This is a genomic window from Bacillus sp. OV322 (genome assembly GCF_900112495.1).
GTDB lineage: Bacteria > Bacillota > Bacilli > Bacillales > DSM-1321 > Peribacillus.
The window spans coordinates 202,650-216,497 of the sequence record NZ_FOMA01000002.1 but is presented as its reverse complement, the minus strand read 5'-3'; the positions used below and the strand labels follow the sequence as shown (position 1 = coordinate 216,497).

The 13,848-nt window shown below is 43.3% G+C and carries 11 protein-coding genes; 4 read left to right on the top strand and 7 right to left on the bottom strand.

Features of this window, described 5'->3' with window-relative positions:
* Positions 1 to 58: 58 nt before the first annotated feature.
* On the bottom strand, positions 59 to 2,173 hold the full coding sequence (locus BM126_RS05480; RefSeq protein ID WP_090988590.1) for a (Fe-S)-binding protein: 2,115 nt from the start codon (positions 2,171 to 2,173) through the stop codon (positions 59 to 61).
* Between the two features lie 271 nt (positions 2,174 to 2,444).
* Here BM126_RS05480 and cls point away from each other — a divergent pair, with 271 nt between their 5' ends.
* Positions 2,445 to 3,650: a cardiolipin synthase gene (cls, locus tag BM126_RS05475; protein ID WP_090988589.1), complete on the top strand. Its 1,206-nt coding sequence runs from the start codon at positions 2,445 to 2,447 to the stop codon at positions 3,648 to 3,650.
* A 26-nt stretch (positions 3,651 to 3,676) separates the two neighbouring features.
* Positions 3,677 to 4,633, top strand: coding sequence for a UV DNA damage repair endonuclease UvsE (gene uvsE, locus BM126_RS05470; protein ID WP_090988588.1), 957 nt, complete (start codon positions 3,677 to 3,679; stop codon positions 4,631 to 4,633).
* Between the two features lie 66 nt (positions 4,634 to 4,699).
* On the opposite strand, the gene argS is transcribed toward uvsE, so the two are convergent.
* The 4 genes from argS to speE all read right to left on the bottom strand — a co-directional run bounded on the left by argS (position 4,700) and on the right by speE (position 9,315).
* Positions 4,700 to 6,370, bottom strand: coding sequence for an arginine--tRNA ligase (argS, locus tag BM126_RS05465; protein ID WP_090988587.1), 1,671 nt, complete (start codon positions 6,368 to 6,370; stop codon positions 4,700 to 4,702).
* Between the two features lies 1 nt (position 6,371).
* Positions 6,372 to 6,812 (bottom strand): YwiB family protein, encoded by a 441-nt coding sequence (locus tag BM126_RS05460; protein WP_090988586.1) that lies wholly within the window; start codon positions 6,810 to 6,812, stop codon positions 6,372 to 6,374.
* A 606-nt stretch (positions 6,813 to 7,418) separates the two neighbouring features.
* Complete coding sequence (gene speB / locus BM126_RS05455; protein WP_090988585.1) at positions 7,419 to 8,297, bottom strand: agmatinase; 879 nt, start codon at positions 8,295 to 8,297, stop codon at positions 7,419 to 7,421.
* A gap of 190 nt (positions 8,298 to 8,487) precedes the next feature.
* Positions 8,488 to 9,315: a spermidine synthase gene (speE, locus tag BM126_RS05450; RefSeq protein WP_090988584.1), complete on the bottom strand. Its 828-nt coding sequence runs from the start codon at positions 9,313 to 9,315 to the stop codon at positions 8,488 to 8,490.
* Positions 9,316 to 9,787: 472 nt separating this feature from the next.
* Between speE and BM126_RS05445 the strand changes: the two genes are divergently transcribed.
* The gene (locus BM126_RS05445) at positions 9,788 to 11,854 is read left to right on the top strand and encodes a transglycosylase domain-containing protein (RefSeq protein ID WP_090988583.1); all 2,067 of its coding nucleotides are present in this window, start codon (positions 9,788 to 9,790) and stop codon (positions 11,852 to 11,854) included.
* A 165-nt stretch (positions 11,855 to 12,019) separates the two neighbouring features.
* On the opposite strand, the gene BM126_RS05440 is transcribed toward BM126_RS05445, so the two are convergent.
* A complete protein-coding gene (locus BM126_RS05440; protein WP_090988582.1) occupies positions 12,020 to 12,532 on the bottom strand; it encodes a YwhD family protein in 513 nt (170 codons plus the stop codon).
* A gap of 24 nt (positions 12,533 to 12,556) precedes the next feature.
* Positions 12,557 to 13,225 (bottom strand): site-2 protease family protein, encoded by a 669-nt coding sequence (locus tag BM126_RS05435; protein WP_090988581.1) that lies wholly within the window; start codon positions 13,223 to 13,225, stop codon positions 12,557 to 12,559.
* Between the two features lie 255 nt (positions 13,226 to 13,480).
* Between BM126_RS05435 and BM126_RS05430 the strand changes: the two genes are divergently transcribed.
* Positions 13,481 to 13,666 (top strand): 2-hydroxymuconate tautomerase, encoded by a 186-nt coding sequence (locus BM126_RS05430; RefSeq protein ID WP_071351043.1) that lies wholly within the window; start codon positions 13,481 to 13,483, stop codon positions 13,664 to 13,666.
* Positions 13,667 to 13,848: the final 182 nt, after the last annotated feature.

Sequence of the window (13,848 nt, the reverse complement as noted above, 5' to 3'; positions counted from 1 at the left end):
TTTTTAGAAACAGGCCTTCATTTTGTATTAAAATCTATCGTTTTGTGACTGTCTTAATTTATGAAGCCATGCTTTTTCCTTCGCCGATTACGGATTTCTCCAATAACTCTGCGACATCATACGTTTTTACGTCTTCTTCTACTTCCTTCGCTTTTGTACCATCTGTTATCATTGTCAGGCAGTAAGGGCAGCCGGAGCTGATGACTGATGGGTTCACTTGGAGTGCCTGCTCAGTTCGGGCTACATTGATACGGTTTCCGGTTTCCTCTTCCATCCACATCAATCCGCCGCCCGCTCCGCAGCACATTCCCTTTTCACGGTTTCGTTCCATTTCGACAAGCTTAACACCTGGAATGGATTTCAAGATATCCCTAGGGGCATCATAAACCTCATTGTATCGGCCAAGGTAACACGAATCATGGAACGTGATGGTTTCATTTACCGCGTGCTTTGGAGTAAGAAGACCATCGTTGACAAGCTGTGCCAAAAGCTCGGTATGGTGATATACTTCAGCCTCAAGCCCAAAGTCAGGATATTCATTTTTAAATATATTATAAGCATGAGGATCAATGGTTACGATCTTCTTCACTTCATTCTTCTGGAACTCCTCGATGTTTTTGGCAGCAAGCTCCTGGAAGATGAATTCATTGCCCAGACGGCGAGGTGTATCTCCAGAGTTTTTCTCCTTGTTGCCGAGAATGGCAAACTTCACACCCGCCTCATTGAGCAATCTTGCAAAAGACAAGGCAATCTTTTGGCTGCGGTTGTCGTAAGATCCCATGGAACCAACCCAGAACAGATACTCAAATTCCTCATCAGCCTTTTTCATTTCTTTGACTGTCGGAATATGGACATCGTCCCTTATTTCTCTCCAGTCTTCTTTTTCCTTGCGGTTCAATCCCCATGGGTTGCCTTGGCGCTCAATATTCTGCATGGCTCGCTGTGCATCGGGGTTCATTTTTCCTTCCGTAAGCACCAGATAGCGGCGCATATCGATGATTTTATCAACATGCTCGTTCATGACCGGACACTGATCTTCGCAATTCCGGCAGGTCGTGCATGCCCAAAGCTCTTCTTCGGTAATGACTTCTCCTATCAGGCTCGGGTTATAAATCTCTGTCGCAGCAGCTGACTCCTGGACACCTTCCTGGGCTCCGGCAAGAGCCAGCTGATTTCCCTTTGTATGTCCGAATACAAAGGACGGAACCCATGGCTGCTTAGCTGTAACCACTGCTCCTGTGTTTGTTAGATGGTCACGCATTTTAATAATGATATCCATCGGCGATAGCATTTTGCCTGTGCCGGTTGCCGGACACATATTTGTACAGCGTCCGCATTCCACACAAGCATAAAGATCAATTAATTGGTATTGAGTAAAGTCTTCAATTCTTCCGGCACCAAATGACTCCTGTGACTCATCTTCAAAATCTACCGCCTTTAACTTGCCCGGGTTATCCATGCGATTGAGATAAACATTCGCCGGTCCGGCAATTAAATGCGCGTGCTTGGACTGAGGAACATAAACCAGGAAGGATAATAAAAAGATTAAGTGCATCCACCAGGCTATATAGAAAACGGTAATAGCAGCTGAATGCCCCATCCATCTGGTTAAAGATGCAATGCCTGAGGCAACAGGTTCAGACCAGGAAGCAGCTTCATTGTGCCAGATTAGGCCCATTCCATTCCCGAGCAGGACAGATACCATAAGCCCGCCGATGAAAATCAATACTAAACCTGCCTTAAAACCTCTTTTCAAGCGGACTAACTTTTCAATATATCTGCGGTAAAAAGCCCATACTACTGCAACAAGAATGACAAGCGTTACAATTTCCTGAAAAAACGTAAAAGCTGGATATACTGGCCCAAACGGCAAATGCGAGCCTGGGGAAATTCCCTTGATAATGAAATCAATCGCACCAAACTGAACCAAAATGAATCCATAGAAAAACATCACATGAATCGCTCCGCTTTTCTTATCCTTCAAAAGCTTCTTTTGGCCAAATACATACACCCAAATTTTCTCCAGTCTTTCTTTGACACGGTTATCGAATTCCACTTTTTTCCCTAGCTTAATATAAGCAATTCTCGTTTTGATCAAGTAAACAAACAGGCTGATTGCGTAAGCGGTTACAAGAATGAATGCGATTAAGTTAATCCAAAGCAATGTATTCAATGTTTGCGCCCTCCTTTGTTGATGCTGGCACTCCTGCCGCCACAATAGTTGAAACAGTAAAATTTTTCTGATATTTGTTACTTCCATTATATAATGAATGAGCATTCAGTCAACGAATTCTTTTCATTTTTACATACTTTTTTTCAAAAAATTATCATGACTGATCACATTCACCCTGCCAAACCTCTTCTGCGTTATTTAACGGGGATTAGACATCATGCCACAGAGCAAACTAACCTCATAATATTCGAGGATTTAAGGAGATGTTTACATGAAAAAACTTGGAAAGGCCCTGCTTTTGCTGATAGGAGTCCTCAGCTGGCTGGCAGCAGATTTTAATTTGGGCAGAAAAAAGCATGCGGCATGCGGCAAAACCGCGGAAAAATTCCCTTTCCGCCACAGCAGTTTTTCCATCTATTCTAATGGCCCATCTTTTTTCGGCGATTTCTTTGAAGATATCAGGCATGCCCAGAAAAGCATTCATATTCAATTTTTCACGGTCAAAAAGGATGCATTCAGCATGGATTTCCTCCAGCTGCTTATGGAAAAAGCGGAAACCGGCATCGAGGTCCGTCTATTGCTGGACCGTATTGGAAGCAAGGATATCAGTCCGCTGCTTATCCGTGAGTTGAGGAGAATGGGGGTCTATGTTTATTTCGCAGCAGTTCCGCAATTTCCTTTCATTTTTTATTCATCACAGACCCGCAACCACAGGAAAATAACTATTATTGACGGAAAAATCGGCTACCTTGGGGGATTTAACATCGGCAAGGAGTACATGAATGGCAATCCCAAATTATCTCCATGGCGTGATTATCATATAAAGATTACTGGGCAGGGCGTGCAGGATCTGCAGACTCAATTTCTGAAGGACTGGAATATTTCCTCCAAAGAGGACTTAACAAACCGCGAAGCATACTTTCCAATGCTTGGCAAAGGAGAGAGTCCGCAGCAGTTTGTTTCAACCAATGGAGCTGGGCTTGAAGATCTGATGCTGGAAATTTTAAACTCTGCAAAAAAGCATATAATAATCGGCACTCCCTACTTTATACCGAGCAAAAGAGTATTAAAAGGTTTAAGGGAAGTCCTTGCAAGGGGTATAAAGATAACAATCATTGTGCCTAAAAATGCGGATCACCTTTTTGTAAAAGAAGGGGCATACCCCTATTTTAGGGTGCTGCTAAGGGAAGGAGCACACATTTTTCAATATCAGAGAGGGTTTTACCATCCAAAAATCCTGTTAGCTGATGATACAATCTGTGATATCGGCACCGCTAATTTTGATAAAAGGAGCCTATTTCTCAATCAGGAAATAAACTGCCTTATTTACGATAAGACATTCATTTCAATTGTCCGAAAGCTGCTTGAAGAAGATATACAGCAGTCACGGCCATTGACTGAAGATATGCTCGCGAATATGGGGATTTTTATTAAAATTAAGGAACGGATTGCGGCAATGCTCTCCCCATTCCTGTGACAGCTGCTGACTGTAAGGAGGACAACATGAAGATAAGATTTGGCTACGTTGCAAACGCAACATTGCTATGGGATGCTTCACCGGCAAAATCCCTTACCTTTAAACGATTCAGCGAGCTCGGAAAAGATGAAAGAATAAATAAACTGCATGAAGTGACGCTGCAGAACATTGAGAATACACGAAGAATCCTTCTCTATAATGCTGCACATCAAATTGAAGTGTATCGCCTTTCCAGTTCGATTGTACCGCTTGCCACACATCCCGAGGTACAATGGGATTTTGTGGCACCTTTTAAAAAAGAATGGGAAGAGCTTGGAAGCCTCATCAAACAGTATGGCATGCGTGTCAGCTTCCACCCTAACCAATTTACCCTGTTTACAAGTTCAAACCCTGTCATAACGGCTAATGCTGTAAAGGATATGGTATTTCATTATGAGATGCTTAATGCCATGGGTGTGGAGAAAGAATCTGTCATTAATATCCATGTTGGCGGTGCCTACGGTGACAAAGCAAAGGCAACAGCACGCTTTTATGAAAATATTGCAGCACTGCCCCTTCATGTCAAACAGCAGATGACTCTGGAAAACGACGATAAAACATATACTGCGGATGAAACATTGAAGGTCTGCCAAAATGAAAACATCCGAATGGTTTTTGATTATCATCACTATATGGCTAATCAGGGTGAGAAACCTTTTGGGGACCTGCTTCCAGATATTTTTGCAACCTGGGAGCATACTGGCCTTATACCTAAAATACATGTTTCATCACCTAAAAACGAAAAGGAATTCCGCTCCCATTCCGACTTTGTCGATTTGGAGTTTCTTATGCCTCTAATCAAGGCACTGAGGACACTAAACCAGGATGTTGATTTCATGATTGAAGCGAAAAAAAAGGACCAGGCCATGCTGAAGCTTGTTGACGACATATCCAAAATCAGAGGTGTAAAAAGAATCTCGGGCGGATCTGCTGAGTGGAAGTAACACCCGGGGCATAATCAAAAAGGCAGCCATACTCTTCTAGAGCCTTGGCTGCCTTTAATTATGACTTTACATTTTTTCCGGTGCAGAAACTCCGATTAGAGCAAGCGCGTTTTTAAGTGTAATCTGTACAGATTTTACCAATGAAAGACGTGCTTTGCTTCTATCCATGTTTTCGGGATCAAGCACTTTGTCTGCATTGTAGAAGCTGTGGAATACAGAAGCCAGATCAAAGATATAATTCGTCATTCGATGCGGCATGCGTTTTTCTGCAGCTTCTGCAATAGCCTGCGGGAATTCTCCAAGTTTTTTCAGAAGCTCTACTTCTTTTTCAGATGAAAGAAGCGAGAAGTCTGCTGTTTCATCAAATTGGATGCTCTGCTCCTCACCTTGGCGCAGGATGCTGGAAATACGGGCATGTGCGTACTGGGCATAATAAACCGGATTGTCATTTGACTGGGAAACAGCAAGATCCAAATCAAAATCCATATGTGTATCGGCGCTTCTCATTGCAAAGAAATAACGGACAGAATCCAATCCTACTTCTTCAATCAAATCGCGCATTGTCACTGCTTTTCCAGTCCGTTTGCTCATTTTCATTTTCTCGCCGTTTTTATATAAGTGGACAAGCTGAATGATTTCGACCTCAAGCTGGTCACGGCTGTAGCCAAGGGCTTCAATTGCCGCCTTCATGCGGGGAATATAGCCGTGGTGGTCGGCACCCCAGATGTTAATAAGCTTATCGAATCCGCGTTCCAATTTATTGCGGTGATAGGCAATATCCGGAGTCAGGTAGGTATATGAGCCATCCTGCTTGATTAAAACCCGGTCTTTGTCATCGCCTAATTCTGTAGAACGGAACCAGGTTGCGCCGTCCTGTTCATAGATATGGCCTCTTTCCTTAAGTTCAGCAAGGGCTTCATCAATTTTGCCGTCTTGATAAAGAGATGTTTCTGAATACCAGACATCAAAAGGAACACGGAAGTTTTCAAGATCCGTCTTAAGTTTGCCCATTTCATATTTAAGCCCATATTCTCTGAAAAAAGCAAAACGGCTTTTTTCATCTTCATGAACATATTTATCGCCAAATTCTTCTGCAAGTTTTTTGCCGATATTAATAATATCTGCACCATGATATCCGTCCTCAGGCATTTCTTTATCCATGCCTAGCGCCTGGAAATAGCGGGCCTCTACAGAATAGGCAAGGTTATTGATCTGATTGCCTGCATCATTGATATAATATTCGCGGGAAACATCGTAACCTGCTTTGTCCAGCACATTGCAAAGAGAATCGCCTACCGCTGCTCCGCGGGCATGGCCAAGGTGAAGATCTCCTGTCGGATTAGCTGAAACAAACTCAACCTGGATTTTTTCCCCTTTTCCAAAATCACTTTCCCCATAAGTATCGCCAGCCTGTAAGATAACAGGAATCAGCTCAGTCAGGTACTGATTATTCATATAAAAATTGATAAATCCCGGTCCTGCAATTTCAATTTTTTCAATGGAGGCTTTTGAATGGTCAAAGTTTTCAATAATCGCTTCAGCAATTGCACGAGGTGCTTTCTTGGCCACACGGGCCAGCTGCATTGCCATATTTGTGGAATAATCTCCATGAGTTTTATCTTTCGGAAGCTCCAGAATGACACCTGGAATTTGTTCCTCCGCCGCCAAGCCAGCCTTGATGGCGGCATTTTTAATTTCCTGCTTTAATTTACTCTGAACCTGTTCAACTATGTTCATTTCATGCTTCCTCCCTGAATGCAATCGTCATTTCATAATATCCTTTTTCACTGCCCTGCATGGTTAATTCATAATTAAGGACCAGCTTGCCTTCCTTTTCATCTTCATTCCAATGGTATTCAATGGAATTTGTATGAGTGATCATCCCCAATGTTCCATATACACTTTCATAATGGCCATGTGCAGTTTCTTCCGGCACAAATGACTGCCTCATCTTGACAGCGCCATTTCTCAGCAGCAGTGCTTCGTGCCCTTTGTATTTAATGGTGGTCTGCGTTTTTCCGTACTCATTTTCTTCACCATATTGAAGGTAAAGAGATCCCGCTTTGAAAAACATATCTCCAAAGGTGATTAATTCATACGATTCCGTTCCAGATCCATTTCTGATTTTTGTTTGCAATGTAACCTTTATATTCTTTTTTCCGCTATCCTGAAGAGTCAATTTTACACTTCCTCACTACACTTATAACCCTATAAGTATAAATATTCTTTGGGCAAGTTTCAACACCTGAAAAATAAGCAGGCTGCAAGCCTTTAAAAAGGAGGAAAAATAGCTATATCAAAAACGTGTATCAGAGAATTATTCTTAACACAATCGCACCTCTATAAACGTTTCTACTAACTAATAAAAATCCCCTCTGAAATATGGATTATTTTTACAAAAAATGCTTTCGTAATCTTTGCTGCTATGGAACAAGGCGGCTGATTTCCGCTCCAGGATGCTCGCTTTCCGCGGGGCGGGCGGTGAGCCTCCTCGGCTGCGCCTGCGGGGTCTCACCTTCCCGCTAATCCCGCAGGAGTCTCGCACCTTTCGCTCCAATCAACCTGAGTTAACAACGGGATCGCCTCACAGAACACATTAAAAAACAACAATCTTTATGAAAAGAGCCTTAAAAAAATCAGGCTAGGATGTTTCATCTTCCATTTTAATCGATTCTATCTGGGCTTTATTCGAGCCAATTCATGCCCAATTCAAGCGAAATGCAAAACGGCTAGTTAAAAGTAAAAGCGGTCCCAGCTCTACGCTGAAACCGCTATTCATTCTATTTTATCGTTTTTGCACCCAGCCCAGAATCATTTCACGAATCAGTTTGCTTGCTGTATTCGCTGTTTGTTCGGATGGATCATAAATAGGAGCTACTTCGACCAGATCACAGCCCACTACTTTTACCTCAGACCGGGCAATTTCATGGATAGATGCTAAAAGCTCTTTTGATGTGATTCCGCCTGCATCCACTGTGCCTGTGCCAGGAGCATGGGCAGGATCCAGTACATCAATATCAATTGTGACATATACAGGACGTCCAGCAAGTTTAGGAAGCACTTCTTTCAATGGCTCCAAAACTTCAAATTTAGAGATCTGCATGCCATTTTCCTTGGCCCACTGGAACTCTTCCTTCATGCCGGAGCGGATTCCGAAAGAATATACGTTTTTCGGGCCGATATGCTCAGCAATTTTACGGATTGGCGTAGAATGTGAAAGCGGCTCGCCTTCATACTCTTCACGAAGATCAGTATGGGCATCCATATGGATAATGGCTAGATCCGGATACTTCTTGTACATAGCCTTCATAACAGGCCAGGCAACCAAATGCTCCCCGCCCATGCCTAGCGGAAATTTACCTGCCTCTAATACGCTGTCTACAAACTCTTCAATCATATCTATGCTTCGCTGCGGATTACCGAACGGAAGCGGAATATCGCCTGCATCAAAATACTTTACTTCCTCAAGCTCACGGTCCAAATATGGACTGTATTCTTCAAGGCCGATAGAAACCTCCCTGATTCTTGTCGGTCCAAACCTTGAGCCTGGACGGTAGCTGACTGTCCAATCCATAGGCATTCCATAAATGACAGCTTCCGCTTCATCAAAATTAGAATGGCTTTTAATAAATACATTGCCTGAGTATGCTTCATCAAAACGCATCATTTTTCCTCCTTCATTTCAAAATGAAAGGGAGAGTATGCTCTCCCTTTCATCACAGTTTTCTTTATTTAAATCCAGCTTCTGCGCCTAGCCCTTCGAGGTCATAAGTCAATCAAGATTGAAGGCAAAGAGCGCCTTCCTATTCTTGCGCGCCTTATGCTATTCAGGGCTAAACAGGCGCCTGCGCTTTTTATTTAATTAAGTCTTGTACAAATTTCGGTAAAACGAATGCAGCTTTGTGAAGTTCTTTTGTGTAGTATTTTGTTTCGATTTCATGGAAACGCTCTTCGCTTACTTGAAGCGGGTCATGTTTTTTAGAGCCGATTGTGAATGTCCACATGCCGCTTGGGTAAGTCGGGATATTCGCTGTGTAAAGGCTTGTGATCGGGAAGATTTCCTTTACGTCTCTTTGTACGTCTCTGATCAGGTCCGCTTTGAACCAAGGGTTGTCGGTCTGGGCAACAAAAATTCCATCTTCCTTCAATGCTTTTGAAATTCCTGCATAGAAGCCTTTTGAGAATAAGTTGACAGCAGGGCCTACTGGCTCAGTGGAGTCAACCATGATGACATCATATTCGTTCTCGCTTTGGGCAATATGCATGAATCCATCATCCACTTGGACGTCCACTCTTGGATCGTCAAGCATTCCTGCAATTTCCGGAAGGTACTTTTTAGAGTACTCAATTACTTTTCCGTCAATATCCACAAGTGTTGCTTTCTTCACGCTTGGGTGCTTTAGGACTTCACGGATTACACCGCCGTCTCCTCCGCCCACTACTAATACGTTTTCAGGATTAGGATGCGTAAACAATGGCACATGGGCCACCATCTCATGGTATACAAATTCATCGCGTGTTGATGTCATGACCATGTCATCAAGAAGAAGCATATTGCCCCACTCTTCAGTTTCAACCATATCCAGTTTTTGGAATTCTGTTTGTTCCGTATGTAAAGTGCGGTTAATTTTCATTGTAATTCCAAAATTCTCTGTTTGTTTCTCTGTAAACCAAATGCTCATTATTCCGCTTCCTTTCTTGAATCCGTTTTTATTTTATCCCGCATTAACGGGCAATTGTTCATCATGAAGGATGAAAGAAAATCCCCTGATGGAAGTTTCACTATATTTTACACGAACATTATTAATATTCCCTAACAATACTATAACAATGACTTTAATTCTGTCCGGTAATTCGACACGATTTTCATCATGATTAGCTAGAAAAAGTATAGACGAATTCAGCAAAATTGCAAGATTTTTTTTGTCTGCAGCTTCCTTATGTTTAAAAAAGGAAGTTTTTTTTCATACTTACTAATAAGTTCCTTTCTTAAATGGCATGACGTCAATTCAGCATGCTTTGCAAGAAAGGAGATTGATGTTTTTAGGCTCTGTTAAAGTCCATGCTGATTTTAACCCCAGATGAATGCGGCAGAACCGGTCGGGGCCTGCAGTGAACACGATATTATCATAGCCAAAAAAAGAGGTGGAAACAGTGGAGCTAATTACTGAGCGTTTCAAGAGATCTTCCAAATACATACGCGCGTTCATCATCATGACAGCACTCTCTGCTCTGTTGCTGTTTTTAATGTTTCTTGCTCTTTTCATGTATGCAAAAGTTCTGGGGCCGCCTCCAGTCGCGGTGCCGCAGTCTACCTTGTATTATAGCGAAAGCGGCAAGGTGATCGGCGAAACCAGCCATGGGCAAAAACGGTACTGGGTCCCGATTCAAGAGATATCGCCGGATTTGATTAACGCTACAGTAGCTGTTGAAGACCGGCAGTTTTATACACATCGGGGATTTGATTTAAAAAGGATTGCGGGCGCTGTTTTGGCGGATATGCGCTCCATGTCCAAGGTGCAGGGTGCAAGCACCATCACCCAGCAGTATGCCCGGAACCTTTACCTTGGGCATGATAAAACCTGGAAAAGAAAGTTAAGTGAAGCCTTTTACACGATCCGCCTTGAAATGAATTACTCGAAGAGAGATATTCTTGAAGGCTATTTAAATACCATTTACTATGGGCACGGAGCATACGGAGCCCAGGCAGCGAGCCTTTATTATTATGGCAAAAATGCAAAAGACCTGACACTTGCCGAATCCAGCATGCTTGCTGGTGTTCCAAAGGGGCCTTCACGATACTCGCCACTGGCCAACTTGGAAAAAGCAAAGCTGCGCCAGCAAGTGGTTTTGTCCTCCATGGTTCAAAAGAAATATATCAGCACAAAACAAAAGCTTGCAGCAAGCCGCGCCCCCCTCTCCTTTAATGGAGAGAAAGAAACGGTGCATGGCAGGGTTGCTCCCTACTTTCAGGATGCGGTGAAACAGGCTTTAAAAACGCAGCTGCATTTGGACGACAGGACGATTGAGCTTGGCGGGCTCCGAGTTTATACCACCCTAAACGAAAAAACGCAGGCCGCCGCAGAAAAATCTTTTTCTGATATTATATCAAGCCAATCCAATGTCCAGGCAGCACTTGTGGCTATGAATCCTAAAACAGGCGCTGTAACGGCGCTTGCAGGCGGAAGGGACTATGATAAATCGCCATTTAACCGGGCAACGCAGGCTATACGACAGCCTGGCTCAACCATTAAGCCGATCCTGTATTATTCTGCACTGGAGAAGGGATTCACTCCTTCTACCACACTGAAAAGCGAGGCAACGACATTTAAATATGACGGAGGCCAGTCGACATATACCCCTCATAATTACAATAGCCAATATGCCAACGGGGACATTACCATGGCACAGGCCATCGCGCTTTCGGATAATATATTTGCGGTAAAAACCAATCTTTTTCTCGGCGAGAAATCTCTGGTCCAAAACATCCGGAAGTTTGGACTGACAACGAAAATGCATGCTTCTCCTTCACTCGCACTCGGCACCTCTGGCGTACGGGTGATTGAGATGGTCAATGCTTACAGTCTGCTGGCTAACGGCGGGAAGCATGTTACACCTATTTTCATTAAAAGGGTGGAAAATCAAAAGGGCGATGTTATTTTCGAACAAAAAAACGACCATGAACAATTGCTTGACCGGAATAAAGCCTTTGTCATGACTGAAATGCTTACAGGTGTCTTCGATAAAAAGCTGAATGGATACACAAAGGTAACCGGCAGTACAATAGCTCCAGAGCTTACAAGACCGTATGCCGGAAAATCCGGATCGACCACAACAGATAGCTGGATGATTGGTTATGCGCCGCAGCAGGCAGCGGGAGTCTGGGTAGGTTATGACCAGGCTAAGAAAATGGAGAATCCGGCTGAGAACGTATATGCCAAGAAAATTTGGGCTGATTTTATGGAAACCAGCCTTGAAGATACACCCGTAAAGCCTTTCAAGAAACCCAGCGGTGTTGTCGGGGTATATGTGAATCCTCAAAACGGCAAACTGGCAACAAAAGACTGCCCTGTCAAAAGGAAAACATACTTTGTCAAAGGCACTGAGCCCGAAGAGTACTGCACAGAGCACCTTCCGAATAGCCAAAATACAATACTGGCATCTCCCGAAAAACAAAAGAAAAGCTGGTATAAACGGATCCTGCATTTCTGGGGGCATTAACTCACTAAAGACAAAAAACCTCGAAGCCAACATGGGCTTCGAGGTTTTTCGTGTCCTAGCTATATAGCGCTTTAAACGCTTTCTATCAGTTTACTGATATTCCTTTAATTTCACAAGATTCCAGAAGTCATTTTTCGAAATTTCACAAAAATGACACAAAGTGATTTATTGTACGGTTAGTCCCTGTTTTAATTCCTCTGATGACCGTTCCCACATACCTGCATCATGATTCATCAAGAATGTCGCCAGGATTTCCTTCGAACGATCATCCATGTGCCCGACAATGATCTTTCTTTTAAGGGATTTATCCATGCGGTTCACGTGCTCTGGAAGCGATTTGTATCCCCGCCTGATTTCACGGTCTACAGTCATCTCGCATGCCGTCACACCTGCATACATAGGGCCTGCCTGAGTTGGTTCGATTGTTACCCATACAAGCCAGTATGGTTTGGCATTTGGCACTTCTTCTTTTGTTTTCAAAAATTTAATTCCGCGCTCCACTGTACTTCTTGCGTGCATGGCGCCAATATCTACAGCAGCCTCTCCTGCTTCAATATCAATGATGACTGGAGCAATATTATCCAGCGTCAGTACACCGGCACCATATCCGCCATGGCCTTCTGTCGGATCATTTTTAATAATATTAAAACCCAGTTTCTTTTTTGGCTGTTCTTCCACGAATATTCCTCCTTATATCAGAAGCTATAAAAATAAAGATGCGAAGAAATTATTTAATCCATCCATAAAAAACGGCAGCACCGCATTGAAAATCGGCTGAATGGTGTAGCTGTTCAGCTGCGGAATCAAAATGAGGATCAGAAAAATCAATGAGCCGTATCCTTCATATTGAGTCATCTTTGCCCGTATATCCCTTGGTGCAAGGTCCTGCAGGATGCGATATCCGTCAAGCGGAGGCAGCGGCAGCATATTAAAGACAAACAGCACAATATTCAGCTGATAAAATGTATTGAAAAATGAAGTAACATAAAACGGCATGTCAGCATCCGCCCCTGAAGCCACAAGAATATACCAGATAAGCAGGGCAAAAACAGCAAGAAGCAGATTGCTTAAAGGGCCAGCAAAGGACACCAGAATGCCTGCAAGCCTTGGCCTTTTAAAATTAAAATGGTTAACGGGCACCGGACGCGCCCAGCCAAATCCGGCAACCAAAAGCAGCAGGGTCCCAAAGGGATCAAGATGCGAAACAGGATTGAGCGTCACCCTCCCCTGATTCTTAGCCGTAGGGTCACCAAATTTATACGCTACATAAGCATGCGAAAATTCATGAAATGTAAATGCAATCAGCAAAGTCAAAACTACATACGGAATTTGATCAAGACTAAATGCTAAATATTGATTTAAAAAATCCAATCAGCTTCTCCTCCATCTTTTACTAAACAATAGTATACATGAAAATCATGCAGAAAGTAAAAAGCTCAAGCCCCTTAATTGATAGGAACAAAGACTTATCACACAACACCATGCACGGCTGCGTATTTGCTGCCCCGTCCAGCACAAAGTAAGCCGTATAAGAAAGGACCGCCTAGACTCTATCTAACTTTTCTTGCAATTCATATATGAGTATGAAACACTACAATCATAGAATATGAAAGGAGGGCTTTGTACATGCCATTTGTAACTGTCAAGATGCTTGAAGGACGCACGGAGGAACAGAAAAAAGCATTGGTCGAAAAAGTAACAGAAGCCGTTATCGAAACAACCGGAGCATCCAAAGAAAAAGTGACTGTCTTCATCGAAGAAATGTCCAAAAACCACTACGCAACCGGCGGAGTCCGCCTAAGCGACCAGTAACATATAAAGCGCAAGCGCCTTGGTCAGCTTGCGAAGCAAATAGGGTTTCGGCCATGGAAGGCGCTTTTTGCCTTCTATGGCCGAAACATCTTTTGCACAGCAAGCTAGGCGCTGGAGCTGGATTACATAAAAAGCGCCTGTCGACTAAGTACACCGCATCCTGCCGCAGGGTATCAACAGGT